The 23,854-nt window shown below is 51.7% G+C and carries 25 protein-coding genes and 1 pseudogene; 13 read left to right on the top strand and 13 right to left on the bottom strand.

Translation table 11 applies throughout. From position 1 onward, the window contains the following. Positions 1–63: 63 nt before the first annotated feature. Positions 64–903, top strand: a complete 840-nt coding sequence (locus ACN2TU_RS26605; protein WP_435159809.1) for a TrmB family transcriptional regulator — start codon at positions 64–66, stop codon at positions 901–903. A gap of 96 nt (positions 904–999) precedes the next feature. Here ACN2TU_RS26605 and ACN2TU_RS26600 read toward each other — a convergent pair whose 3' ends face one another. Beyond that, positions 1,000–1,299, bottom strand: coding sequence for a HalOD1 output domain-containing protein (locus ACN2TU_RS26600; RefSeq protein ID WP_435159808.1), 300 nt, complete (start codon positions 1,297–1,299; stop codon positions 1,000–1,002). Between the two features lie 721 nt (positions 1,300–2,020). On the opposite strand from ACN2TU_RS26600, the gene ACN2TU_RS26595 reads away from it, so the two are divergent. Then, positions 2,021–2,503, top strand: a complete 483-nt coding sequence (locus ACN2TU_RS26595) for an Lrp/AsnC family transcriptional regulator (RefSeq protein ID WP_435159807.1) — start codon at positions 2,021–2,023, stop codon at positions 2,501–2,503. 154 nt (positions 2,504–2,657) lie between these two features. Beyond that, positions 2,658–2,990 (top strand): ArsR family transcriptional regulator, encoded by a 333-nt coding sequence (locus ACN2TU_RS26590; RefSeq protein WP_435159806.1) that lies wholly within the window; start codon positions 2,658–2,660, stop codon positions 2,988–2,990. 355 nt (positions 2,991–3,345) lie between these two features. On the opposite strand, the gene ACN2TU_RS26585 is transcribed toward ACN2TU_RS26590, so the two are convergent. Continuing rightward, positions 3,346–3,894, bottom strand: coding sequence for a hypothetical protein (locus ACN2TU_RS26585; RefSeq protein WP_435159805.1), 549 nt, complete (start codon positions 3,892–3,894; stop codon positions 3,346–3,348). Positions 3,895–4,526: 632 nt separating this feature from the next. On the opposite strand from ACN2TU_RS26585, the gene ACN2TU_RS26580 reads away from it, so the two are divergent. Next, positions 4,527–5,270, top strand: a complete 744-nt coding sequence (locus tag ACN2TU_RS26580; protein WP_435159804.1) for a hypothetical protein — start codon at positions 4,527–4,529, stop codon at positions 5,268–5,270. A gap of 165 nt (positions 5,271–5,435) precedes the next feature. On the opposite strand, the gene ACN2TU_RS26575 is transcribed toward ACN2TU_RS26580, so the two are convergent. The 3 genes from ACN2TU_RS26575 to ACN2TU_RS26565 all read right to left on the bottom strand — a co-directional run bounded on the left by ACN2TU_RS26575 (position 5,436) and on the right by ACN2TU_RS26565 (position 9,528). Further along, on the bottom strand, positions 5,436–5,819 hold the full coding sequence (locus tag ACN2TU_RS26575; RefSeq protein ID WP_435159803.1) for a DUF8070 family membrane protein: 384 nt from the start codon (positions 5,817–5,819) through the stop codon (positions 5,436–5,438). Positions 5,820–8,257: 2,438 nt separating this feature from the next. Beyond that, complete coding sequence (locus tag ACN2TU_RS26570) at positions 8,258–8,617, bottom strand: DUF7344 domain-containing protein (protein ID WP_435159802.1); 360 nt, start codon at positions 8,615–8,617, stop codon at positions 8,258–8,260. A 260-nt stretch (positions 8,618–8,877) separates the two neighbouring features. Beyond that, complete coding sequence (locus tag ACN2TU_RS26565; protein WP_435159801.1) at positions 8,878–9,528, bottom strand: helix-turn-helix domain-containing protein; 651 nt, start codon at positions 9,526–9,528, stop codon at positions 8,878–8,880. Between the two features lie 217 nt (positions 9,529–9,745). On the opposite strand from ACN2TU_RS26565, the gene ACN2TU_RS26560 reads away from it, so the two are divergent. From ACN2TU_RS26560 to ACN2TU_RS26550, 3 genes are all read left to right on the top strand, one after another. Next, the gene (locus ACN2TU_RS26560) at positions 9,746–10,171 is read left to right on the top strand and encodes a DUF7344 domain-containing protein (RefSeq protein ID WP_435159800.1); all 426 of its coding nucleotides are present in this window, start codon (positions 9,746–9,748) and stop codon (positions 10,169–10,171) included. Continuing rightward, positions 10,168–10,497, top strand: a complete 330-nt coding sequence (locus ACN2TU_RS26555) for a DUF7344 domain-containing protein (RefSeq protein ID WP_435159799.1) — start codon at positions 10,168–10,170, stop codon at positions 10,495–10,497. The genes ACN2TU_RS26560 and ACN2TU_RS26555 overlap by 4 nt, the downstream gene beginning before the upstream one ends. 238 nt (positions 10,498–10,735) lie before the next feature. Beyond that, positions 10,736–11,143 (top strand): hypothetical protein, encoded by a 408-nt coding sequence (locus ACN2TU_RS26550; RefSeq protein ID WP_435159798.1) that lies wholly within the window; start codon positions 10,736–10,738, stop codon positions 11,141–11,143. Between the two features lie 317 nt (positions 11,144–11,460). Here ACN2TU_RS26550 and ACN2TU_RS26545 read toward each other — a convergent pair whose 3' ends face one another. Together ACN2TU_RS26545 and ACN2TU_RS26540 are read right to left on the bottom strand one after the other, a co-directional pair. Beyond that, positions 11,461–12,297 carry a hypothetical protein gene (locus tag ACN2TU_RS26545; protein WP_435159797.1) on the bottom strand — a complete coding sequence of 279 codons (837 nt, stop codon included), beginning with the start codon at positions 12,295–12,297 and terminating at the stop codon, positions 11,461–11,463. Positions 12,298–13,088: 791 nt separating this feature from the next. Next, complete coding sequence (locus tag ACN2TU_RS26540; protein ID WP_435159796.1) at positions 13,089–14,198, bottom strand: helix-turn-helix transcriptional regulator; 1,110 nt, start codon at positions 14,196–14,198, stop codon at positions 13,089–13,091. 115 nt (positions 14,199–14,313) lie between these two features. Between ACN2TU_RS26540 and ACN2TU_RS26535 the strand changes: the two genes are divergently transcribed. Continuing rightward, the gene (locus ACN2TU_RS26535) at positions 14,314–15,723 is read left to right on the top strand and encodes a cytochrome P450 (RefSeq protein WP_435159795.1); all 1,410 of its coding nucleotides are present in this window, start codon (positions 14,314–14,316) and stop codon (positions 15,721–15,723) included. Between the two features lie 43 nt (positions 15,724–15,766). On the opposite strand, the gene ACN2TU_RS26530 is transcribed toward ACN2TU_RS26535, so the two are convergent. Then, positions 15,767–16,618: a geranylgeranylglycerol-phosphate geranylgeranyltransferase gene (locus ACN2TU_RS26530; RefSeq protein WP_435159794.1), complete on the bottom strand. Its 852-nt coding sequence runs from the start codon at positions 16,616–16,618 to the stop codon at positions 15,767–15,769. Between the two features lie 134 nt (positions 16,619–16,752). Between ACN2TU_RS26530 and ACN2TU_RS26525 the strand changes: the two genes are divergently transcribed. Continuing rightward, complete coding sequence (locus ACN2TU_RS26525; RefSeq protein WP_435159793.1) at positions 16,753–17,193, top strand: helix-turn-helix domain-containing protein; 441 nt, start codon at positions 16,753–16,755, stop codon at positions 17,191–17,193. 558 nt (positions 17,194–17,751) lie between these two features. Beyond that, a complete protein-coding gene (locus ACN2TU_RS26520) occupies positions 17,752–18,960 on the top strand; it encodes a Cdc6/Cdc18 family protein (protein ID WP_435159855.1) in 1,209 nt (402 codons plus the stop codon). Positions 18,961–18,971: 11 nt separating this feature from the next. Here the strand turns inward: ACN2TU_RS26520 and ACN2TU_RS26515 are convergent, their stop codons facing one another. The 4 genes from ACN2TU_RS26515 to ACN2TU_RS26500 all read right to left on the bottom strand — a co-directional run bounded on the left by ACN2TU_RS26515 (position 18,972) and on the right by ACN2TU_RS26500 (position 21,241). Then, positions 18,972–19,496: a DUF8160 family protein gene (locus tag ACN2TU_RS26515; RefSeq protein ID WP_435159792.1), complete on the bottom strand. Its 525-nt coding sequence runs from the start codon at positions 19,494–19,496 to the stop codon at positions 18,972–18,974. Beyond that, positions 19,493–20,278: a ParA family protein gene (locus tag ACN2TU_RS26510; RefSeq protein WP_435159791.1), complete on the bottom strand. Its 786-nt coding sequence runs from the start codon at positions 20,276–20,278 to the stop codon at positions 19,493–19,495. The genes ACN2TU_RS26515 and ACN2TU_RS26510 overlap by 4 nt, the downstream gene beginning before the upstream one ends. A gap of 205 nt (positions 20,279–20,483) precedes the next feature. Beyond that, positions 20,484–21,014: a PIN domain-containing protein gene (locus ACN2TU_RS26505; RefSeq protein ID WP_435159790.1), complete on the bottom strand. Its 531-nt coding sequence runs from the start codon at positions 21,012–21,014 to the stop codon at positions 20,484–20,486. Further along, entirely contained in the window at positions 21,011–21,241 is a 231-nt protein-coding gene (locus tag ACN2TU_RS26500; RefSeq protein WP_069452556.1) for a DUF7317 family protein, read from the bottom strand. Before ACN2TU_RS26500 ends, ACN2TU_RS26505 begins: the two co-directional genes overlap by 4 nt. A 155-nt stretch (positions 21,242–21,396) precedes the next feature. Here ACN2TU_RS26500 and ACN2TU_RS26495 point away from each other — a divergent pair, with 155 nt between their 5' ends. The 3 genes from ACN2TU_RS26495 to ACN2TU_RS26485 all read left to right on the top strand — a co-directional run bounded on the left by ACN2TU_RS26495 (position 21,397) and on the right by ACN2TU_RS26485 (position 23,426). Then, positions 21,397–22,218: an IS5 family transposase gene (locus ACN2TU_RS26495; RefSeq protein ID WP_435159789.1), complete on the top strand. Its 822-nt coding sequence runs from the start codon at positions 21,397–21,399 to the stop codon at positions 22,216–22,218. A 121-nt stretch (positions 22,219–22,339) separates the two neighbouring features. Beyond that, on the top strand, positions 22,340–23,038 hold the full coding sequence (locus ACN2TU_RS26490; protein ID WP_435159854.1) for a helix-turn-helix domain-containing protein: 699 nt from the start codon (positions 22,340–22,342) through the stop codon (positions 23,036–23,038). 28 nt (positions 23,039–23,066) lie between these two features. Then, the gene (locus tag ACN2TU_RS26485; protein ID WP_435159788.1) at positions 23,067–23,426 is read left to right on the top strand and encodes a DUF7344 domain-containing protein; all 360 of its coding nucleotides are present in this window, start codon (positions 23,067–23,069) and stop codon (positions 23,424–23,426) included. A 188-nt stretch (positions 23,427–23,614) separates the two neighbouring features. Here the strand turns inward: ACN2TU_RS26485 and ACN2TU_RS26480 are convergent. Further along, positions 23,615–23,854 (bottom strand): annotated as a pseudogene (locus ACN2TU_RS26480) (hypothetical protein); the annotation flags it as partial.

The raw sequence follows: 23,854 nt of genomic DNA, 5'->3' as shown, positions 1-23,854 counted from the left end.
TTGTGAGCGACGCCAAAACAGTATGAACAACCCCGGAATGTCTGGGGTAAATGGTTGGGACCCATGAACGAGCTATCTAATCAACAGCAATCGATCGAACTGCTCCAACAACTTGGATTGAAAGAATACGAAGCACGCTGCTTTGTGGCCTTAGCACGCCTCCCAAAGGGGACAGCAAAAGGGATTAGCGAAACCTCCGAAGTCCCCCGAACACGCGTCTATGATGCGATTCGGGTGTTAGAGACAAAGGGACTCGTCGAGATCCAGCACTCGAATCCGCAGCAATTTCGCGCCGTGCCGATCGAGGAAGCCGCCGAGACACTGCGCCAAGAGTATGAATCGCGGACGGACACGCTTGTCGAGGCGCTTGCTGCGATCGAGCCTGCAGAATCGAACGGTGGTGATGAGGAAATTACCCACGAAGTCTGGGCGCTCTCGGGCACGAGCGCCGTTGCGAATCGGACCCAGCAACTCATCGATGCCGCCGGACAGGAAATCGTCTTCATCATCGGACGGGACGAGGTCGTCACCGAGGAGCTGCTCGAACAACTCCACGAGGCGCTAGAGACGGGACTTGATGTGCTGATTGGCACGCAGACCGAGGAGCTTCGTGAGCGGATTGCAGAGGCAGTGCCTAACGCGGAAGTGTTCGTCTCCGGGTTGGAATGGTTGAACAGTTCGCCGCTGGATGCCAATGATGACACGACGATCAGTCGATTGGTGTTGATCGACAAGAACACGATTCTGGTGAGTTCGATCCACGAGACGGACACTGGGGAGGTCGAGACTGAGAAGGCCGTATTCGGACGAGGCTTCGATAATGGGATTGTGGTGATTGCTCGGCGACTGATGGCGACGGGATTACCGCGGAGGCAAGATCCGGACATGCCTGATGACGAATGATGGGTAGTGCGTTATCGTGGCGCTGTTTTAACAGGCGCGAACTCTCCGCGTGATCGGTGGTTTTGAAAGCGTGTGGTTTCGATTCGAGATGTGTTTTTAGACGGGAGCAACGTGAACGGTCCCGGTGCTGTGGACTGTGACGGAATAGCCAGCGTACGCGAACGAGATTGACGTGGTCGTATCGATGTTTGTTCTCGTTCGTGCAAGAATTGCGTCAAAGGCATCAGGGTCGATGGAATCGTAGAGCGGACCGAGTTCCTGGTGCTCACAGTTCGCTGCCTGGGCAGTTGTTTCGACGACAGCGGTGCTTGGTTCTGTCGACGACCAGTCGTACTGAAGTTGAATCCCTTTGGGTGGGTCGCCGTCATCAGAGTTCGGCGAATCCTCATTACTCATGAATTGCCTGTACTACGAAGGCAGTTGGCAAAAATGTTGTGTGAGTAATTGAGATACAACGCGATAGAGCAGTTGAGGCAGCAAAATTTAGCCATTCAGTGTCTAACATCGGCCGTACTCTATGTTAGAATAGTATACTAACTCCAGCAGTATCACTGAAGCCAGGGCACCGATGAGAATTCAAGCACAAAGCAGCAGTCCGCGAAAATCTTCCTCACATCTACTCCTTATCGCGAGAATTACGTAAACGAGAGTCAATCGGTTACCGTTGGTCTTCTCGACACGGAGTGAATCGTCGCACTCGCTACAGCTGTACTGCTCCGGGTTGCGGACGGATTTTGAGCATCAATACCGGGCACTCCAACTCTGCTAGCACCACGTGTCTGCTGCGATCTCCTCTTCTCCTAAGAGCGGTCGACGACTACTGGCTACGTTATGACTGCCAACCGAATGATTCTAAACAAATTGACGACGGATTGCTTGTACGGAGGCCCACCAGTCATCAAGCCACACTGGTGGAGACCGTGAGAGACTTCCAGCGGTATCAAATTCCCGCTGCATGGCCCACCACCCACTCCCTGAGATAGTACTATCGCTTGTGTGTCTGCAGGCTTCCTGTGATTGCTCGTCCGTTAGTGGTTCGAGTCCTCGGTCTCCTTCGCTGGTGAAGGAGACTGGGTGGGATGGGAATTCTCTTCTCGTTCGCGCTGGAAGTGCTCCTATGGCTCACAAGGAACTCGTCCTCGACGAAGTGGACCGAGGCATATTGTACGCGCTGCAGCAAGACGCGCGCAACGTCACGATTCAGGAGATCGCCGCCGAGGTGGACGTCTCCGGGAGTACAGTCCGCAACCGGATCGAGGCCATGGAGTCCATGGGCGTGATCGAGGGGTACGCGCCAAAAATCAATTATGAACGGGCGGGCTTTTCGTTGAATATCATGTTTATTTGTTCGGCCGATCCCGACGATCGCGAAGCCGTCGCTCAAGACGTGCTGGAGGTTCCCGGTATCATCGACGTGGACGAGATGCTCACCAGCGAACGCAACCTCCACGTCAAGGCCGTCGCAACGAACACCCTCGATCTCGCGGACATCACTGCGCAATTGAACGAGTACGGACTCATCATCCACAGCTCAGAGATCATCTCGAACAACTACACCCAACCTTGGAGTCCCTTTGAATACGGCGCTGACGAAGAGTAATCGAAGAGCGATCGAACTGAACAGGAGACTGGACTGCAATATCGCGGTGTGGAATCCCCTATTGGTGCAGATATCGCAGCTAATTGGGTGCGATATCCGCAGAACCGCAAGCATTTTGCACACCGCTCCCATTGTGTGATGAAGTGAGAGACAGATGACCGAGGCAGAATCCAGCCATGAGAGGGATGTGGACGACGTGATCAATGATTCGTTCGATGCTCTGGCAAATCCCGCTCGGCGGCGGCTCCTCGTCGAACTCCGTGAGCACGATTCCCGCTCCGAGTGGATGGCAGTGGAACAGGATCGCCGCCAGCCAGCGATGCATCATAAACACCTGCCGCGACTGGAAGATAAGGGGTTTATTCACTGGAACAAGGACGCTTACGAAGTGAAGACTGGACCACAGTTTGAGAATATTCGCCCGGTCCTCAAATTTTTTGACGAGCATTCAGACCGTTCGGGTGACTCGCAGTGGTTCGACGAGTGAGGAAATTCGCCCCACGAACTGCGCACGAATCAGGATGGGAATCCCATTGGGAGGCCACTACCGATTATACTGCCCACAGGAAGTAATTCACTCAATACGCGGTGTGTCTGCACACACGACGTCGGCCCTGTCTTGCGTTCCACCTTGTTTAGATATTTAGTGTATCAGGTATAAACGGACTTAATCATCATAGAACAGTCAGCATTTGGGCGTGAGTCTCTGGTGACTCTGTTGAAATCCTTGGCTGGTGATCGTTTGTCGAAGCTATGCTGAGCAGAGAGCGCGTATCGGATACCGACCACCGGCCAACTGGTGAGGGATCTGTTCGACTCACTCAGAGCGTGCATATATCGTCCTACTCTTCGGCTTGTCCAGCGGGTGTTGCCGTCACATCGATGTCGGTATTCCCTCCTCGATGCATGTGGTGCGCCTCAGTCGGTGGCGTCCCGGTTCGCTCGACGCGGACGACGAACCCCCGCAGGAACGCATCGTCCTGCATCGAGGGATTTTCCACGTAGCTGTACGAGTGAACTGCCCCGTCGGGAGTTTGTACGACGTCGACGATGTCGATGCCCGTCGAATCCCCCGACGTGATGATTTGAGGGCCGAGAAGGAACGAAGCCGAGAAGTCGGTCGCTTCGAAGAACGCCTTATCCTCAGCCGTTTGCCAGTCGGTGCGGAACTGATCGAGGCCAGCAGCATCTGTGACGAGCGCGAGTCCGGAGCTGAAGTCGCCCTTCAACAGGACTCCGTTGTCTACCCGACGGTGGACAGTGTACGAGAGACTCGTGGCGTTGTCCGGCAGGTTGGGATAGCTCGAGAACCGGCGACGTAGGAAACTGTAACCAGCAATCCCGGAGGCTCCGAGGATACCAATCGAACCGAGGAAGGTACGGCGATTCATAGTTCGTTATGTTTTGATAACAACATAAGCTTCGTGGTGAGTCAAATAACTCTTTGACCGTCCGAATAGTAGTGATTTATCGACGATTAGCAGTCGACATCCGCTAATAAAACATCCTGTTGGAGATTTTCTCCCGTGAGATCTGTACAACGAAATACACAGTGATCCACTCAAGGATGTTTGGGGAGTCTACTTCCGCTTGGGAGGTTAGGCGGCAGGAGATTACCTCTTTGCCGACTGCAGAGCGTACATTCCATAATACCCGCTCCTTAGCAAGGCCAGCTATGTGTCACTCGGAAGTGTCAAATGTTTCTTTGTGTCATCGGAATAATTATAACCGTTCTTCATGCTAGTACATCACAATGAATTACTCCCGACGTGTATTCCTCGCCACCACCTCAACGGTTCTCACGGCCTCGATAGCCGGGTGTACCAACGGTTTCGGTTTGCTCAGCCAAGACAGCAATCCCCAACGAAATTCAGAGTCTGCTGGAAACCCGCCGCCGGCTGCTCGGTTACGGATGAGAGCAGTCGATGACAGAGACATCGGTAGACGGCATGCCCTATCTCTACGGGAGAATTCAGAGAAAGGTCGACGCGTCATCAAACGAGCCGTGCAAAACGGATCAACGATGGTTGACGACCAGTCGCCGCCAATCTGGGACGACAGTAGACCGTGGGTGTGCGACGGCGGTGTGTATCGACTCTCGTATGAGGTACAAAACGAGCGCCCAGCGACTCGCTACTTCTGGGACCTCACTCCTGTGCAACAAGCTGACCAGGATAACATCGTGCAGTTTGATGAGCTTCCACGTCTCGATCGCGAGAAGTTTCGGTTAGTTGGCCTTGGAGACGATGCTGTGGATGAAGAGACACCACTTGATGTTGGAATGACATTCGTATACGCGAATGCTGATCGAAATCAATCAGCACTCGTACCGACTCCTGATCGATCGGTTATTGAATGGTCGTCTGGCTCACGCGCACGGTTCTCAATTACCGACTCGAACTCCAAAAACGCGACGCTCAAAACGTACCGGTATACGGCGCATCAACTGGCACCGACCGTCGAAGCGTATGGTCAGCAGCTCCGCACCCGATACACGTTCGAACTTTCGGGGCTCTCTGATGCTGAGCGCAATCTCGTAGAGAAATCTATCGGGAAATATGGATATAACATCGACCGCGGTGGATCGCCTTCTGATGCGTTCTGGTCCCTGATCAAAATCTTCCAGCAGCACGAGGCAGTCGCTGATGGGAAGGAAGGCGTAACTGGGGACTATCTCGCCACATACGATGGGCAAGTCTATTGGGTTGAATTAGTAAATGGGAAAGACTTTGGAAGCCAAAAAGCGACCACGACGACGAAGCAGTAGATTAGTGGGATTACAGTGTCCCCAATGAGACTACTGAATAGGACCTATTCGCACTACGAATCGCGAACAAATCCATTGAACTAACAGGATTGTTGCACTAAGCAGGTGTGGACACACCCGCTCTCAAGTGACGGGCCGTAGTTGAAAATTACTGGTGACGAAATATTAAAAGCCACCTGCGAACACGCTCTGACTGAGCATGCCGACTGCGACAAGCGCAATCAGTCCGAAAATACACAACCCGAGGCCATAGAAAAGGAGTTTTACATCACTCGTCAGTGGCTTCGAGTGAGTGTTATTCTCGTTTGGCGCAATAACTGTCCCTGTGAGACCGGGCGATTCGGCATTCGCACCGATTGGTCCCATTCGTACTTTGCCGGTGCCACCTAACACGAACAGGAGTAAGATAGCACCTCCAACGAGCGGTGCAAACAGAAGAATAGATGACTGGACGACAACGGCAATTCCGGCTGCAAGGGCCACTGTGGGTAGTGCATAACCGAGACTGTACCGTAGCGTGGATCGACGAATGAGAAGCCAATCAACCATGACAAATTGAATGTACTATACGATATAGTTGTATTCATTTGATACGCAGACTATAGGACAGATATGAACTCGGAGTAAACTCAATTGCATGCTTCAGCATAGTCCGATACGGTATGCAAACGATGGAGGTGTTCGACCACCTTCTCTAGTGTGCGATTTTTCGAGGATGGATTAGATAACAATACTTACTGAATCAGTAACTAGATTAATTATAGTGGAATGAAACGAACAGACTATGCGTCGTTATCGTGCCCTCCTAGTGATCCTCCTCGTCCTGAGCGCGGGCTGTGCTGATTTCCTCCCGTGGTCGCAATCGCACTCACCCCCGCAGCCCCAGGAGAATACGATTGAGTATCCACCAGGAGTGAACAGTGACTGGATTGTCGCATCAGACCAACTCCTGCGAGCCCATCGAACGGCTCTCAACCAGACGGCATACCAATTAGAAGCTCGACTTCGCTCAAACCACGGGGTGGCCACTCCAAGGTGGGCAAACTCGACACTGACTGTTCACCAGGGGAACCATCGAATGAAAATACAGGAAACAGGGGACACCACTGCGTTCAATGGTAGTAGCTCTCCATATGTGGGATATGTATGGAACGGAACCGCTGTTCGGCGCGAGAGCAACCCAATCGGCCCGAAATATAGCTATACGCAATTACGTAGCTCTGTCTCAGAAGCCAACCGGCGGGTCGTGACCGAGCAAATAGAAACGATTCTATCTAGTGGTGACTTCCTCGCAAATGGCACACAGAGCCAAAACGGCACAACGCTCTATCAGTACAATACGACAGGGAAGTCATCACAGTCAAGCATTCAGTCGATTAATGCGACGGTCCTTATCGATCAGAGTGGAATGATCCATGAGCTACATGGCGTACTCGAAACAAGGGGCGTTCGGACAGCGCAGGTGTCGTTCTCCTACTCGTTTTCTCGTGTGGCCCATCCACCATCTCGACCATCTTGGATAAATCGGATGCCACACCTTCGCGTGACGACGACTGATGCTGGGGCACTAAGAATCGATCAAACGGGCGGGAAAGCGATTCCAGCGGGCACCAATATTTCGTTTGTAGTAACTAACAACTCATCTCGCATTACCGGAAGCGCAACGCTTCCAAAGCAGCTGAGACCCGATGAGAGTGCCTATCTCACTGTTACAAACACGTCTAAAGTTGGGCAGGAGCTTCACGCCAACGGGACGTTCACGGTGAATCACCCCCCGCAGATGATCAATGAACCCATTCGTATTGCTCCCAGAAGTGGAGGAATTTTCGTACAAACAGAGAAATGGCATGTGAGTGTATCGGACACTACGCCGGTACAGACAGCGACTAGGTCAAACGAAAATTGAGATGGGAGACCATTGATCTCTTTTTAGAGGACCACGGTGTAGCAGGCTCATAGATACTGCTGAACTCAAACGCGTAATGAAATACTAGCGTTCAAATTGATTCCTCTACAATTCGGCCATATGTCGTATCAGTCGAATCCGACTGCAATCTCGGTCGATGAGTGTGAACGGATTCAGCGATTCGACAACGATGGCTTTTCACCCAACGAAATCGCCGATCGAGTAGAGCGGCCTCCAAGCGATGTATGGTACCATATTCGCGGCAAGTGCAGCCATGGGAGCAGTTCGTCTATTCAGTGTCCTCATTGTGAACGTGCCGTCGAATCACTCGGGAATCACATTCCCTGCTCCGAATGATAGTCTTCCCCCTGTACAGTGTCGGCGACGAAGCCGTCGCGTACGGTTAGTATTATATGCTAACGAAATTCTGGAGGTCGTTAGGCCCCGTAATTACTCATCGGAGTTCGAAGACCGATTTGAGCACTCCGTTGCGACGATGTAAGAAGCCGTGGCATAGAAGGTAAAATCATCGCGCGAGAAGATCTTTGTCCGTACGAACTGAGCACAGATCGATGTGGGGGTACCGGGGGTTGGTTACTTCCGCTTATGGATTTAAGCGGAAGTATCAAACACACCACCACTTCCAGTGTAAACAGCCGATACAAATCCCCTATCGACCGATAACAGCCATTCGAGGATATATAAATCACATGTCGCTACATCAAACGTGCGGCAGTGGAAGAAACGAAGGGCTCGACTGACTCATGAGCGCCATGCTCGAACTAGACCTTCCCAATGGTCCGAATGTCCTCTTCGAGAACACCGAGTGGGCCTCGGTCATACAGTGGCGTCGCATCATAGATCGGCCACTGATACGTGGAGGTCGTCATTTATAGACGCTCTGTACAGAAGTTAATTGAGATATATAATATGAAATAAAAGGTCCCATCTTCGAGTGAGTAGCCACCTCTCTTCCTCGCTAGTGGTACACTCAATGTCCAACAGTCACCGCTTTCACAAACACGGATAGCCACTCCCAACCGCGTAAGCTTCGGAGAGAGTTACGCAGCCATACTACTGATCAATCATCATCGGGCTCTACGGTATAGAGAAATTCGATAGTATTGATGGCATTTTCCATCATGGCTGTAATCTTCCTCTGGTTATAGTGGATCGTTTGGCTGTCGGGATCATAGTTGATCAGCCCGATTGCATCGATTTGCGGTAGATGCGTTTTGTGGAGCGCCGTGGAAACCTGGTCGATCTCAATCTCTGCTGGGACTGCAGCTGGCTGTTGTTCCCAACGGGCGACGCGCGCTGCGAGGTCATCAAGGTCGATCGGATTAGGATTGTGCTTAAAATACTGGAGGAGGAGTCTCCGACGAGGGTACGTGAGCACCGCAAAAATCTCATCAACCGATGGATGGTCGTCTCGCTCCATGGTCTTCTGTATGCATCCTACCCTTAGAGTGTTTTCCTTCGGTAGTGAAGGAACCTGTGGAGTAATATCTGCAGTGATGAAGTTCTTACCTGCACCACTGAAGGTGAGAACACCAGGTCTAGATTGGCACCTCCAGTGGTGCAGGCAGTTAGACCGCCGATACTGGGCCCGTAAAGGACGAGAAGAAGCAGACGACACGCTGCATGGCTACCGACTCAAAAGACGACTGTGCCACGATAGCCTTCAGCAACGAAGGAATCCTAGGATTGAGAATACTCGGGGAGCAGCGTCTCGGCAATGAGCGCAGCAGTCCCGCGACGAAGCCGTTGAGAGACAGCACTGTCACTAATCCCAAATTCTGTGCCGAGTGCACTCATCGAGGTTCCGCGCGGAACCTCGAAATACCCGCCTTTGTACGCAGAAACAAGTGCCTCGTACTGTCGGGCCGAGAGTTGGCCATTATCCTCGGGGAGCGCAGGATTATACAACCGGCGCAGCGTCACTGGGACGTCGTTCTCCTCGCAGGCAGTCCGAAATTTCGCAAGGTCACTCCGGGTGCGGAACTGAAGCCGGAAGTCCCACACGTCAACGGTGCCTTCTGCTTCGAGTAATCGGGCATCAGATTCGAACATGGATTGGACGACGCCGTTGACATCAGGACTCCATTCGACCTCGTACAAGACGCGTGAATCAGTCTGTGTGAGTGGCGTTACACTCTCAGTTAATGGATCTTCGGTGAGCGTTGCTTCGATTTCCTCTGTGTCGCCATTACTCACCCAGAACAACGGAATAATAGCGTTCCGGAGTGGGATGATGCGTTCGAGTTCGATCTCTACCTCGGGGTATTCGTCCAGGATACGGCCCAACGGGAACGCATCGGCGGGGATACTCAGATCAGCAATCACAATCATGGTCTGTATCTCCTATTTCGTGTCTCTCCCATAGTCTGTGCGAACCATAGTGAGCCATCCACTAAGTATAGCACTGGAACAGATGTATGATTTTCTCCTAGGTACCTTCACCTCCGAAGGGAACAATCGAGAGGTGGCTGCAATAGTACGTCTGGTATAAGAGCCCTCGCCTGTGAAGGCACCCCTCTTGTTACTACAGTGAGTGTATTAGATAATCATGCCCAGAGTGAGTTTTGATAGCAAAAGACACGATTCTCACGTAAAATCGCCCGCCGAAGAGCCACCCCCGCCGCCGATCGAAGTACTATTCGACGTTGCGCGTGACAAGTACCGCCGAGCCATTCTGCAGTATTTGGATGGAATCACGGAAAACGTAGTCGATGTGGCAGACCTCGTTGCACATGTGCATGCCACTACTAGTGGAGACACGTCGGAGTCGCCATCGGAGGAACCCCGTGAATCAGGTGCGTTAGAATTAGAAACGTTGCATCACTACCACTTGCCACTATTGGACGCAGCGGGACTCATCACATACGACATCCTCCAGCAGGAGGTTCACTATCAGAAGCAGCCGATGGTCGCGGGACTACTTGCGTTTTCTCGCCGGTATACAGAGAGGAATGAGGAGGCGACCAGCCCATGAAAGAAATGACACACACACCACTTGACATCTGTCTTGACGCGCTTGCAAACAACTACCGGCGCAGATTGCTTATTGCACTCCTCGAACACAATCCACAAGATGATACGGACACACAAATTGCAAACCTCACAATCGAGGACAAGGATGTCGAGAATCTCAGGATCCAGATGACCCACACCCATCTTCCGAAACTAGAAGATGCAGGCTTCATCGAATGGAATCGGGAGACGAACGAAGTGAGGAAGGGTCCTCGATTCGATGACATTCGGCCACTCGTCCAACTAATGCATACTCACGCCGACGAACTGCCTGATGGGTGGCTCTGAACGAAACGCAAACAAGGAGTGAGCATCAAAACACTCGGCTTTCCTTTTGAATAAGAGTGATCCCTGCACCATAGTACACTATGCATTGAGAGCGACAGTCTCAACTTATGTCCGCCGTCAGGTTGGAGGAAGCTAATACAGAAATAACGATAGTATAGAGATAGAGCATAAAGTATCATTTGACATTAGAAAATGCGAAGCGTAACGGTTTGTATACAATCGTATGGAACCCCTCTCGGTGCGTATACACGACGATACGGCCGAACAATACCGCCAAGAAGCCGAAAGACGGGATATCTCGGTAAGTAGCCTTCTGCGAGAAAAGCTGAACCATTACGAAGCAATACGAAGTGAAAATGAAGACAATCAGAATGGGGACGAGGAATTACGAAAGGAACGAGAAGAATTTCTCAAGAAATCAGAACGTTTGAAAGGCGAACTCAATCGAACCCAGGATCTTCTCGATGAGAAAGACGAACGAATCGCAGAACTCCAAGCTGACAAACAAACCCTGAATGCACGTCTCTCCGAAGCGCAGGAAGCACAGAAGTACGCGAACAAGGCACGGAAGGAAACTGCATTGCGACCAGCAGAATCCGCTGACAACAACTCTGGCGGCCTGCTGGCACGGCTCCTTGGTCGGTGACTCAGCGCAGGTTCCATTCAACTACCTCGGATCATGTCGTTCACCTCTTCTACAGAAGAAGACGAGATCGGTAGCTGGGTTGTGCGGGGCGAAGAGGCGCGATCGATTACAACATTGTAATAAGGGGGGTTGGCCGAGACAACCCCCCTCGTTTCGCAGAAACAGACGCAGAAAATGACGCACTCCACAGTAGCCGTACAACCGTTACCACCGTGTGTCACCGGCAACGCGGTGTGAATCTCTTGCGGTGGGACCGCCACAGAGGGGGGTTCGTGGAATCCCCGTGATTACAACGTTATAATCCGCTCCGTCCGTGGTTAGTTCCCTCCTGTGTCAGCTTTGTGGGCACGCATCCATCCGGCAAGATCGGGATGCGCAAACGAGATCTGGATGTGACGACCGCCAACACCCATTGTCTCTGGTCCGAGATTCTTCGACTCCTTGTAGGTCACACCGGGCACACGCTCGGCCATCTCCTCCATCACCCGATAGCCATCGTTCTTGTACGCACACCCGTAGTGCGTTGCGACCTTCCGATAATTCATCCGGGCAATCATTGTCTCGTTTTCCGTCGCGAGCTGCTGTCCCGCTTCCAGCACGGCGAGATACTTGTCTTCGATTTGCCGGCTCTCTGCACGCTTCTCGCGGAAGTTCATGAGCTCGGTATTCTGTTCTGACTGCTGGACCGTCTCGAAGAGTTGCCGACCAACGTTGGACGCTTCCGCGGCGAGGTTCTCCGACTCATCGTCCACTCCGTCCGCACTCTCGTAATCGCGCACCAGATTGATGATTCGTGTTACAGACGCCCGTGTCCGAGCGTTCTTCTCTTCATGGTCCACAAGATCGTCGACGTCGTCCTGTATTTCGTCGGTTGTTTCCTCGAGTGCACTCAGACGGCTCCGGTCCTTCGCACGTTTCTTCTCGGCGTTCTCACGATCTTGCTCTACCGTCTCCAGGCGCTCTTCTAGCGTGTCGATCTGCTCGGCCTGCTGCTGGATCACTGCCCACATCGTTTCGCGGCTTGGGAGCTCCTGCTCAGCCGTACTCGCATTCGATGTGCTCGGCTCGGGCATGTCGATCCCTATTGCGGGGGTTACATCGTCATCCGAGATCGCATTCTCGTTATCGTTCTCAGACGCCAATTCGGGAGCCATCAGTGTTCACCTCCGAAATCCGTCGCTCTCATTGGTGTTCCCCCAATGGTGGAAGTCCAAGATCCTCGGGCGACAGCTCTCCTAACCGATTCGCAACAGATGACATTCCTTGCCGTTCGGGATCGTACAGCTCATACTGAATCAACCACAGGCGAGCTGTGGTTTCTGACACGTCGAAGTGGGCAGCGGTGCCAGCGATTGTTCCTTCCTGCTCAAAGACAGTCCGCAGCCGATCTGGATCACGGTACGGATGCTGCTTGAGTTCGTTGGCTGTCGTCAGCGAGGAGACGCGCGTTGAGAGGCGTGGAGAGGATGTGGAGGGGTCCGTCGACAACGAACTCGGATGATTCTGCTCTGAAGACTTTGCCCACTGATTTAGCCGGCACTGCGCGTCCGACAGCGGGGAAACTTTACAAGAACTGGATTCGTAGTTTCGAGTACTCTGGGACATGATCATAGACTTGTAACTGGGTCATGCTACGCCAGAGACGGTCGGTGCGCCCGCGAACGAGTGCTTAGATCCCACAGACGTTCGCTGCTTTGCGCACCGGCAGCAGTTATCCCGAGAGCCATGCGGTTAGCGTGTGCCGCCCGGACAACGTCAACTGACGAGCTATCCAGGCGCGTGGGTCGGGAACTCACCTCCGGCGTGGCTATTGCTTCTCACCGGGATGTATTATTTGCATCGCAGTTAACGATGTTAATTCGTATGAAACAATGAAAATAGAGACGACATTTTTAGATACCACAGCAAAAGCAGACTAATGGAGAAAATAAGCGTATAACGACCTCTAGTACGGAGCTAGCTCCATTTCGGTCGGGTGCTTCGCTTGCTCACGATAGGTTTCGTACAGATCAATGGCCCATTCGACAATACGATCATCCGAACTCACAATCATCGCAATGTGCTGGCCCCGTCCGAACTTGTTATACGCACCAATTGCTACTTTTCGTTCGTCATAGATACCGATGCCAAGCGTATGAGATGTGTCTAGAACCAGTGGGTCATCACCGTCGATATCCTCATCGTCAACCTGATACTCAAAATCAGTCGTCTCAAGCATCTTGAAAAACGTTGGTCGATCCACGATGACCTCATAGTTCGGCCCGATATTGAATTGCTGAATCTTGTTGTAGGTTTTGAAAAGGAGCGAATTGTAAATAGAACTCATTCCGCGAAATCGGTCAACGTTCCTGTCGTAGAGTGCCAATGCTGTGGTCAAAACGGAAGAGGGGCTACTCGGGTTCGAGATGGTTAACTCGGCGTCAGCGAGCGCCTGGATTGGGACGGTCGCATTTTCTGGTGGGAGGCGTTGGAACCAGGGCGCTTTCTCGATAAGCTGCGTGAGCGATGCTGCTAAGTCAGTATAGGCCGACAGCACTTGCCGACCGGTTTCTGTGATTTGGTATTCACCACGACCCCCTCCTACCCAGTCTTTCTCGACGAAGTCGGACAGAGCACGCCTGATTGTGGAATCAGAGGGTGGCTCATCGAGTGCTGTTTGGAACTCATGGACTCGGTACGGTTCACTCGTCAGTGCTTCCAAAATAGGGAGCAGATAGTCGGAGCGAGTGAGGAGGCCCAATTCTTCCTCTGAAAGGGTCTCAAGACATGTATCAAACGCATCAAGAAACAAAAGACCGCCAGCAGTCAGCTCGATTTTGTTCTCATCACGATTTACGAACCCTCGATCCTGAAGCACAGCGAGGTGAGTTGAGACCACTTGTCGAATTGGGTCGATCTCATTGGTGATATCGATTTGAGTGACTGGATTCGAGAGCGAATTGATCGTGCGGAGTACAAGCAAACGGTTTGAATCAATCGCCTCGTTGATTTCATCTCGGACAACCAGTTCTTCACCAGACAGTGGATTCATCGCTCGACAATCCATAGTAGTCATATCGTCATCTCCTACAGTAGTTTTTTGTTTATGTTGTTTATATAATTACGAAGTTGACTGTGTGAATTCAAAATATATGGAAATATAGCCAATATGTTCAACTAATTCCTATAAAATGGCAAGAGAGTCGGGCCTCACTGGTTTTATTTATGGTGTCACAGGATACAATATTATGAAATCAAATCTCCGCCACCCTCCAACTCCTGAAGGACATCCCTTTATCGGCCATACGATCGATTTCGCCCAGGGTCCGTTCGATTTCGTCGACCGAGCAATCGAAGAGTGTGGCGACGTCTATCGGATGAAACTGCCAGGCAGTCAAGTATTCGCACTCGCTCATCCAGACTACTTTAAACAAGCCCTGGTAACCGAAATCGATGCCTTTGGCAAGACCGATGATTTTCAAACCGCATTTGCAGATGGTGTACTTGCGGCAGAGGGTGATCAATGGCGTCGACAGCGGGGTGTACTCCAATCGTTTTTTACCCGAAGGCAGGTTGCAGAGTACAGCGACTCCATGGTAGCGACAACACAACGCCGTCTCGATACTTGGCGCCATCGAGAAATTCGCGACATGGAAACCGAAATGCAGAATCTTACCCTTGAGGTGCTGTTCGCGACACTCTTTGGCCGCGAACTTCAGCCTGGAGAGGGTGACGATCTTCGTACTGCAGCAGATGGTCTCAACAGCTGGTTTGCACCCACATCCTGGCTGTTGCCGAATTGGGTTCCAACCCTCTCTCGTCGTGATTTTAAGCACTCGAAAGAACGACTTCGAACAGAAATTCGCGAGCTTCTCGCAGAGCAGGCCCCATCGGATAACATCGACACTCATCACTCAGAGACGCTTCTCTCGAAACTCAAGGAAGCACGCGAAGCAACGGATGGGAATCAGTTGAGCCAGAAGGAAGTTGAGGGAGTGATGATTACAATGATCTTCGCGGGATACGAGACCACGGCATCGGCTCTTGCATTTGCCTGGTACTCTCTTGCTACGCATCCGGAGATCCAAGACGCATTTCATGAGGAACTCGATTCTGTCCTTGATGGCGATGCACCGACGCATGCAGATATTGAGAACCTCACGCTCACGCGTCGGATTGTCAAAGAGACCATGCGGCTGTATCCATCAGTCCACACGATACCCCGTCAAACTACTCGGGCAGTCGAGGTCAACGGATATGAGCTGCCGGCCGATGAAGAGGTGCATCTGAGTATCTTTGCCGTCCATCGTGACGAGCGATTCTACGACGATCCGGAGTCGTTCCGACCGGATCGATGGGAAGCAGACTTAGAAGATCAGTTGCCCGAATACGCGTACATGCCGTTTGGTGGTGGGCGTCGGACGTGTATTGGGCGCGACTTTGCGCTGCTCGAAGCAACACTGGTGTTGGCGACGATTGGGCAAGGCTGGGTATTTGAGTGGAAAGGAGAAGACGACTCGATGTCGATTGAACCCGAACTCACGCTTCAAACTCAGGATGGCCTACCGATGTGGATGAAGGAGCGAGAGAACTCAAAATAGTGGTTCATCTGCGATGTGGCTTTTTCTGAGGCAGATACGCATTTCACACAAGGAGGGTTAAGCGTCCGCCGATGAATGCCACTGCCGAGATATACATCCCGTACTTCAATAGTGACTGCCCGCCCGCTGGGTCGTCGAAACTTCGATAGCCGGAGTAGAGCATGAGGAGAACCGCCGGTGCAACTAAGACGAGATACGCTGTGCCAAAGGTGCCAATGAAATACGGTATCGGACTCGCGAGCATCCCGACAAGGAGTACTACCATCGCGATCAACAGTGCTGGCTGTCGACCGATCGAGATTGGAAGTGTATTCAGTCCTTCCTCGCGATCGCCTGCAAGATCCTCGACGTCCTTGATTACTTCGCGTGCGAACGTCGACAGTGCTGCTAACAGGAACAGGACACCAACTGCCGGACTCAAATTGCCGACAGCGGCTGCACCGAACAGGAATGTACTCCCGCCAAGGTACGACACAAGCAGGTTGCCGACCCCCGGCAGCCCTTTGAAGAATTCTGTATACGTGACGAGCGCAACAAGATTGAGAATGGCGATACCCGTTGCCAGCATCGGAAGCATCAGAGCGAGTGTGCCAGCGATAGCAAACAAGACAAGACTAAAGATGAGGACAGTTCTGGGGGAGACTGCACCACGCGGAATGGGCCGCTCGGGGTTGTTGATTCGGTCGATATCCCGATCGAAGTAGTCGTTGATAGCCATACCCGCACCAGTAGCAAGAATCGTTGTGACGACGGCGGCACTGCTCGCGCCAAGATGGGACAGAATTTCGCTGCCTTGAGCAACGAACGCGCCAGTAAACGTCAGTACGCCCGACGCAATGGCATTCCCTGGCCGGGTGAGTTCGAGAAGTCCTCGAATGCGCTCGTCAGATGACACACCAGCGATTTTCTTTGCAGTGGCTATAAACAACACGAAACGGATAACATCGTAATCAGGTTGAATAGAATCCCGTCGCATGCTTTTGTTGGTGTGTCGGAAAAACCTATTAGTCATCACTAGATAATTCTGCTATGGAAATAGCAGACGACAAAATAGCGGGAAAATCGGCATGCTCTGATGGTCAAGCAGAGAACCCCTCCAGACGAACCCAGGCGTTTCAGCAACTTCTCGAAAGAAGCCCTAATGTGGAACTGACGGACGCAATGGCAACGGTTTGCGGAATCAACGAAGCTGAATTTCGCGTATATTTGGTGATACTCGATCATCCACACTGCTCAATCGCAGAGATTGCAGATATTCTTGACCGCGATCCCAGTACAATTGGTAAACAATTGAAATCGCTTCTCGGACAAGAATTTGTGACTCGGTATCCCCGGAATGCCGCTGACGGGGGCGTCAAATATTTCCATGTTGCACAGTCGCTCGATAAGACCACAAAGTGGCTCCAGCACGAACTGGACACCTGGACGGATGCGGTTATGAATCAACTCACAGAACTTCACGTGAACTAATCATTCAACGGATTCAACCTCCCAAGTAGCAATATACTGAGGTTGAATCAAAACGTGGAGATGGCTCGATCTGGAATTGGCATTAGTATATTGTACTGGTGAGCGTAACGCTGTATAGCTGGATTTGGCAGACAGCGGTACGTCTGACACTCCAAATTTCACGAGCCCATGCTACACGTTGGCACACCGGGTCGAGACACCCACACACCACTTTTCACGAGCTCTCTCTTGAGAAAGCCCGATGGCGCTAAAAACACTTATTTTCTAGTCCATGCGCCACTAGACTAGACCTACTACGGACTAGTATAACAAACACAGTGTTAAATCTTTCCATTCTTCAAAGCGTTTACTATGGTTATACACCGAGTGTTTTCTAACCAAGATACACGGGAAGCTGATCCCTGTAGCAGTCCCCCAGTGGTTTGTGGAGGCCTTCTCGTGAAAAACGGAGAGGGACTGTACTTAAAGAGTTAGCAACTCGTGAAGCTGGTGAAGCTCATGTTGCTCGTGAACGCCGGGTTTTATATACTATACCATCATGGTCTCATATCAGAAACAATGGGGTTGAAGGAATTCACTCGGGATGACCCAATCTTCGTCAACGAAGCTGTTCTCCGTGATAACTATCGTCCGGAAGAACTAGTAGAGCGTGATGCTGAATTATCCGAGTACCAGGAAGCACTCCGTCCCGTCATTAATGCTGCTCCGCCGAAAAACATCTTCTTATATGGTCAAACTGGTGTCGGGAAGACCCTTGCAACTCGGCTCGTATTGAACCAGTTACTATCCGACCAAGAGAACTATGACGATCTCAATATCGAAGTTGTAAACCTGAACTGCAAATCTGCGTCTAGCAGCTATCAGGTATCGGTTGATCTCGTGAACCAATTCCGAGATACGACCGAGAAAATTCCGTCCACGGGATATGCGTCAAGCCAAGTGTACCAGATGCTGTGGAATCATATCAACGACTTAGATGCAACCCACTTGCTCGTTGTTCTGGACGAGATCGATTCGATTGGCAATGACGACGACATCCTCTATGAACTGCCACGAGCGAACGACAACGAGAGTGTAGATGATACACTAGTCGGCGTTATCGGGATCTCGAATGACTTCACGTTCCGGGATAATCTGAGTGCACGCGTGAAAGACAGCCTCTGCGACGAGGAGATCCACTTCCCACCATATGATGCAAACCAACTTCGAAATATCCTCAAACAGCGTGCGACGAACGCGTTTCGTGATGGGGTTTTGGACGGTGATACGATTCCATTGTGTTCGGCGTTTTCAGCTCAAGAATCAGGAAGCGCGAGACAGGCGTTAAAATTGTTGTATAAAGCGGGAGATCTGGCGCGTACACGGGACGATTCGGAGGTTGGCGAAAGCTACGTTCGAGAGGCTCGGGATTTAATCGAGAAAGGAAAAGTACAGGACGAGCTCGAATCCTTACCGACACAAAGTCAGTTGACGTTGTTCAGTTTACTCCAACTAGAGAGCGAAGGTAAAACACCATGCAAACGGTCGGATATCTACGAACGGTACCAGGTAGTCGCTGACCTTGTTAGCTCGGATATTGTTTCCGACCGAACCATCCATGACCGTATCAGTCAGCTTCGACTGAAGGGGTTCATCCAACATGATGAACGGAATGATGGTATTCACGGCGGCAGCTACTACCTGTATAGCCTGGATATACGACAGGAGATCGTCGAGAATGCTTTGCAGCAAAGTAACGCCCGTGTTTCAGATCTCTTTGAGTCGTGAGTCTCAGGATTTCACTTCGACTGGCCTTTCACACCGATATACTCGTCTAGATCGTCGTTTTCAAGCCCAGCTCGAACTAATCCCTCGAGGAAGTCTTTGTGCTTCTCAATCCCTCCATTTCCGTTGATCAAGCTTTGACCGTTGTATTGATCGTAGAGATTGTTGAGCTCTTCCTGGAGATCATCTGGTAGGTACATCACGTATTGCGTTCGATTTCGTGTGCTATCCGTGTTCTTTGTGTGGCCCGTATTACCCGTGTGGCCCGCATTCTCCGTATCATCTGCACCATCCGTGTGACCTGTATCATCTGCATCTTGTACTTTTTTTACGGTACCTTGGTCATCTGCCTCACCCGTGTGACCCGTGCCACCCATACCACCTGTACCATCTGTGTCACTCGTATCCTTCACCTCACCCGGATCACTTTTATCACCCGTATCCTTCGCATCTTCCGTGCTATCCGAGTTATTCTTCGGTTTGCTTCGCGTGCTAAATCGGTCGCTCAGCTCCTCGTTTTTGTCTACTTGTTCAGTCATTGGTAACCCTCCACGTGATCGGCCAGGTCATTATACCTACTTTGCAGATCCTCGATCGTTTTCTCTTCGTGTCGCTCACCTTCATACCCAAAAATCGATCTCCCTTGCTGCCATGCTCGTCGAAGAGCAGCTCGATCTGGGATTTCGAAGACGTGTTCTTCACCAAACGCGGTGTTGAACCAGTCGATCATCCCTTTGTTAATATTATCACGGGTGGTCATGTTGACGACCGCTCCCATCGTCACAATATCAATCCCAAATTCGCTCTCGATCGATTCTATCTCGTCAAATAGCATTTCAAGCGCGTCTTTGCTAGCTTCGTGGGCTTGTGCCGGGAACAACACGTGTTCCGATGCGATGATCGCGTTGTCGGTGAGTGGACCGAGATTTGGCGGTGAGTCCATGATGATGTAATCATACTCTTTGTCGAGCTCATCAAGCATCATCGACAGCCGCTTCTCGGCTCGTCGCTCAAAATGAAGCTCTTTTTCAAGTTTGAACATTCTGAGATGCGAGGGCAGGACATCGAATTCATCGTACTCGACAACCAGTTCGTTGACCTCGTCGAAATTGTTCGCATCAAGGAACACATCATACATGGTAATGTCATCGACCAGGTATTGATCTCCGAGACCGAGGGATTTTGTCGCGTATCCCTGTGGATCAGCATCAACAAGCAGCACCTCCTTCCCTCGGTCGGCGAGGGCTCCTGAGAGGTTGAGCGCGGTTGTTGTCTTCCCGACGCCGCCTTTTTGCATCGCAATTGAGATTGCAAGTGTCATGTGTATTGTCCGTGTGACACGGGTAATACGGGTAGTACCTGTGTCCTATATTATCCGTGTTCTGCATACAACTTAGTTCTACGTCAGACATCAGTCAGAAAAACCAGATGACCTCCCCGATATCGCTGGATTTGGAAGACTGGATATATCCTGCTTTATATACTGTTGGAAGAGATTACACCGATACCGTAGAGGATGGTATCCGTTATTCCTCGAATCCGTCCGGTAGTACCGCCATCACGCTCTCAACCGGCGAAAAGTAGTTTCGCTTGTCGACCCACGTTGTTAACCACTCATCTGCTGTCTCAACAGTTAGTTGCCCCTCGACGACTCCTCGGACAAGAAGCCCAATTGAGCCAGTCACGGGAACGTCGTACGACGATGCGAGTGAACGCCCTTGTGCATCATCTGTGGCGAGTGTTCCTCCAGTCACGTGAGCACCCACAAGCGCCTCCGCTTCGCCGAGATCAAGCCGCTGCTGGATCTCTGGATACTCCTCTTGAAGCTCTGTGGCTGCGCTTTCTCTGAGCTTGATCTCACCCACCTCGAGCACGTCGACCGCATTTTTCAGGTACGTATATCCTGCGTCGTATCCCTGTGACATTTCATCCTTGACGGCAGGGACGGTTTGGAGACCATCAAACGTCGAAACGAGCCAATCGATAGAGTCGGTACTCGCGTAGTTACTCAGAACTGTTGCATCAAGGAAAAGAGGGCGAGAGAATGGCTTGCTCATTCAATATCAAGTGCAACGTCGACTTCGTCTTCAAGATCGTCTTTGGTTTGCGGACCGAGGCGAAGCTCAACGCCTGCATCCTGGAGGATTTCCTCCATTTCCCAGCGAGTAACACCAGTGCGCTCTGCGGCTTTCCCGAGTGAGATTTCACCAAGGACGTAGAGCCCGATCGTCGTCGCGAGCTCCTCTTTATTTTGCACGGTGTTGCTGCGGCGGTCGGTAGCCATAGATTCTATTTGAACAAATGAGTGGCTGACCTATTAATGTGTCTCCGACTGTCTTGACTTTGGTATTCGCTTATACGCGAGAAGTGGGTTATTCGGATTTGGAGGCTCTGTTGAAATCCCTGAGGAGTTACAAGTTTGGGCGGTAGTTTGACAGAATGCAGACTCTCCCGAAGTCACGATTACTCCAATTTGTAGAAGAAGCATTTCAGTTAGCGCAACGTACTGTGGCTCGATACTCCTCGAAGTTCTCGAAACAACGCTACACGATTCATCAGCACATCGTTCTCCTGTGTCTCAAAGTTCGGAAGAACACAACCTACCGATCACTCCTCGATGAACTCATCGAGATGGCCCGTATTCGGAAAGCGATCAACCTCACTGAACTTCCTTCCCCGTCAACGCTGTGCAAAGCGTTCGATAGACTCGATATGGCGGTCTGGCGAGTGCTTCTCAATCTCTCTGTTTCACTGCTCCCGACTAACAGTGTTGCGGGGATTGACGCTTCAGGATTCGCCCGCAGTCACGCCTCAAAGCATTACACAAAACGAGCGAAGCTGACGGTTCAACAACTAAAAGTCACACTCTTAGTCGATACGAGAGCAAACGCAATCCTTGACCTCCACGTCACAACAACCCGAAAACACGATACGCAGATCGCACCATCGCTGATCAACCGCAACGCAGCTGAAATCGGAGTTCTGCTTGGAGACAAGGGATATGACGATCAGCAGGTTCGGGCGATTGCCCGCGAAAATTCGATTCGTCCGCTCATCAAACACCGAGAGTTCTCCTCACTTCAGAAAGCGTGGAACGCTCGGTTGGATACTGAACTCTACGGCCAGCGAAGCCAGAGCGAAACGGTGAACTCCCGACTCAAACGGAAATACGGTGCGTTCGTCCGGTCACGACGCTGGTGGAAGCAGTTTCGTGAACTCGCCCTAACGTGTATTGTCCACAACCTCGACCGAGCTATCTAACGAGCAGTACAGAGGCAGCAGGCAACTATATCCGGGCGATCAAGCGTCCGGGAACGGTGGCGTCCTGAGCATGGTACGATTTGTCGTAGACCTATACGTCTGGAAGCCCACAGGAAAGACGATGGCTACCGAAGCGACGTTCACGGTTCCGTCAGACCAATTCCCCTTGGGAACAGTGTTCAGCCAACTGCCGAACGTGACGGTCGAACTGGAGCGACTGATCCCCGCGCGGGACGTGGTAATCCCCTACTTCTGGGTACGGGGAACCGAAGTCGCCGACATCGAGAGCACATTCACCAAGCACCCGGGCGTGAAGGAGATTCGGCTCGTTGACTCTGTCGAGGACGAGTACCTGTTACGCGTTGAGTGGATGCTCGACTACGCCGACGTGCTAACCGTATTGACGGAGACAGAGGTGCCACTCCTCAAGGCCGTTGGCACAAATCAGCTGTGGACGTTCGAGATCCGCGGCGACGATCGAAGCAACATCGCAGACTTTCAACGACGCTGTCGAGAGCTGGACATCCCGATCACGCTGACGGAGTTACACGCGCTCACACCGGTGGAGACGACGACTGAATACGGCCTTACCGACACCCAGCAAGAGGCACTGGTGCTCGCCTACGAGCGCGGTTACTTCGACTCCCCGCGGCAGGTCACATTGGAAGCACTCGGCGAGGAACTCGGCATCTCACAGCAGGCCGTCGGTTCCCGTCTCCGGGGTGGGATCAAGCACGTCCTCGGGAGTACGCTCTCGGCAGTCACAGCCGATCCTGAACGACTATGTAAAATCGGTTTGTGTATGAAAAATCTATCCTGATGCCCGTCGAGCACCCATAGTGAAAACAATGAATGGATCATCTACCGCCTTCGACTCGGTACTCGACCTGTGTCAACACCAGCATCGTCGTATCGTACTTGGAGTACTCGCAGAAGAACAGCGGTCGTTGACGCTCGATGACCTCACGCAGGCTATCCTCAAGTACAATCATCAGACCTCAATTGCAGAGGCGTCTGAAGACGTGATAGCAGAGATTCGCCTCTCACTCCATCACGTTCACCTCCCAAAGTTGGCCTCAGAGGGGCTCATCACCAATGATCCAAATCGACAGCTCGTGGAACCGACCGAACAGTTCGAGCATGTACAGCCGACCGTGTCTACAATCCTCGATGCCGACCCCACTCTTGAAGGGCCGATCCAACGCTAGTGTCGATCAACCGCTGTCCATTCTCTTCTCTATTTTCGTCTGGTGCCAGATCATATAATTGAGGAAATAAGGGCGACGAACAATATGGGCGTGTAGTGACCAGTAGTTCTACCATGGCCAGTGTCAAAAGAAGAGGATTTCAACAGAGCCGATTTGGACGAACGGCACACCGAGTAGTCTTACTGGTTTCAGGCTTGCTCTTTCCGAATTGTCACTATATCGGCTGCCACTCGTCCCGATTCTTCTGCTGCAATCACGAGCAGATTTGGCGCTGGCGTGCAGGGCGCTTGATCACCAATGTGAAATCCTGCATCTGCAGCACCCGGCAGTTGGACTTGATACCCGTTCCCTGCGATTTGGAGTGAGGCGTTTGTAACACGGTGAATCGAGACGGTGTCGAGCGCGGCTGACGTTGCGAGTTCGACGAT

The sequence above is a fragment of the Haladaptatus marinus genome (genome assembly GCF_051194195.1).
The sequence above is the reverse complement of the archived record's forward strand: the minus strand, read 5'-3'. Positions and strand labels throughout refer to the sequence as shown.

Excerpts from the sequence above, each read along its gene's own strand:
- ACN2TU_RS26605 (WP_435159809.1), top strand. The coding sequence starts at position 64 with ATGAACGAGCTATCTAATCAACAGCAATCGATCGAACTGCTCCAACAA.
- ACN2TU_RS26600 (WP_435159808.1), bottom strand. The coding sequence starts at position 1,299 with ATGAGTAATGAGGATTCGCCGAACTCTGATGACGGCGACCCACCCAAA.
- ACN2TU_RS26595 (WP_435159807.1), top strand. The coding sequence starts at position 2,021 with ATGGCTCACAAGGAACTCGTCCTCGACGAAGTGGACCGAGGCATATTG.
- ACN2TU_RS26590 (WP_435159806.1), top strand. The coding sequence starts at position 2,658 with ATGACCGAGGCAGAATCCAGCCATGAGAGGGATGTGGACGACGTGATC.
- ACN2TU_RS26585 (WP_435159805.1), bottom strand. The coding sequence starts at position 3,894 with ATGAATCGCCGTACCTTCCTCGGTTCGATTGGTATCCTCGGAGCCTCC.
- ACN2TU_RS26580 (WP_435159804.1), top strand. The coding sequence starts at position 4,527 with ATGGTTGACGACCAGTCGCCGCCAATCTGGGACGACAGTAGACCGTGG.
- ACN2TU_RS26575 (WP_435159803.1), bottom strand. The coding sequence starts at position 5,819 with ATGGTTGATTGGCTTCTCATTCGTCGATCCACGCTACGGTACAGTCTC.
- ACN2TU_RS26570 (WP_435159802.1), bottom strand. The coding sequence starts at position 8,617 with ATGGAGCGAGACGACCATCCATCGGTTGATGAGATTTTTGCGGTGCTC.
- ACN2TU_RS26565 (WP_435159801.1), bottom strand. The coding sequence starts at position 9,528 with ATGATTGTGATTGCTGATCTGAGTATCCCCGCCGATGCGTTCCCGTTG.
- ACN2TU_RS26560 (WP_435159800.1), top strand. The coding sequence starts at position 9,746 with ATGCCCAGAGTGAGTTTTGATAGCAAAAGACACGATTCTCACGTAAAA.
- ACN2TU_RS26555 (WP_435159799.1), top strand. The coding sequence starts at position 10,168 with ATGAAAGAAATGACACACACACCACTTGACATCTGTCTTGACGCGCTT.
- ACN2TU_RS26545 (WP_435159797.1), bottom strand. The coding sequence starts at position 12,297 with ATGGCTCCCGAATTGGCGTCTGAGAACGATAACGAGAATGCGATCTCG.
- ACN2TU_RS26540 (WP_435159796.1), bottom strand. The coding sequence starts at position 14,198 with ATGACTACTATGGATTGTCGAGCGATGAATCCACTGTCTGGTGAAGAA.
- ACN2TU_RS26535 (WP_435159795.1), top strand. The coding sequence starts at position 14,314 with ATGGCAAGAGAGTCGGGCCTCACTGGTTTTATTTATGGTGTCACAGGA.
- ACN2TU_RS26525 (WP_435159793.1), top strand. The coding sequence starts at position 16,753 with ATGGAAATAGCAGACGACAAAATAGCGGGAAAATCGGCATGCTCTGAT.
- ACN2TU_RS26520 (WP_435159855.1), top strand. The coding sequence starts at position 17,752 with ATGGGGTTGAAGGAATTCACTCGGGATGACCCAATCTTCGTCAACGAA.
- ACN2TU_RS26515 (WP_435159792.1), bottom strand. The coding sequence starts at position 19,496 with ATGACTGAACAAGTAGACAAAAACGAGGAGCTGAGCGACCGATTTAGC.
- ACN2TU_RS26510 (WP_435159791.1), bottom strand. The coding sequence starts at position 20,278 with ATGACACTTGCAATCTCAATTGCGATGCAAAAAGGCGGCGTCGGGAAG.
- ACN2TU_RS26505 (WP_435159790.1), bottom strand. The coding sequence starts at position 21,014 with ATGAGCAAGCCATTCTCTCGCCCTCTTTTCCTTGATGCAACAGTTCTG.
- ACN2TU_RS26500 (WP_069452556.1), bottom strand. The coding sequence starts at position 21,241 with ATGGCTACCGACCGCCGCAGCAACACCGTGCAAAATAAAGAGGAGCTC.
- ACN2TU_RS26495 (WP_435159789.1), top strand. The coding sequence starts at position 21,397 with ATGCAGACTCTCCCGAAGTCACGATTACTCCAATTTGTAGAAGAAGCA.
- ACN2TU_RS26490 (WP_435159854.1), top strand. The coding sequence starts at position 22,340 with ATGGCTACCGAAGCGACGTTCACGGTTCCGTCAGACCAATTCCCCTTG.
- ACN2TU_RS26485 (WP_435159788.1), top strand. The coding sequence starts at position 23,067 with ATGAATGGATCATCTACCGCCTTCGACTCGGTACTCGACCTGTGTCAA.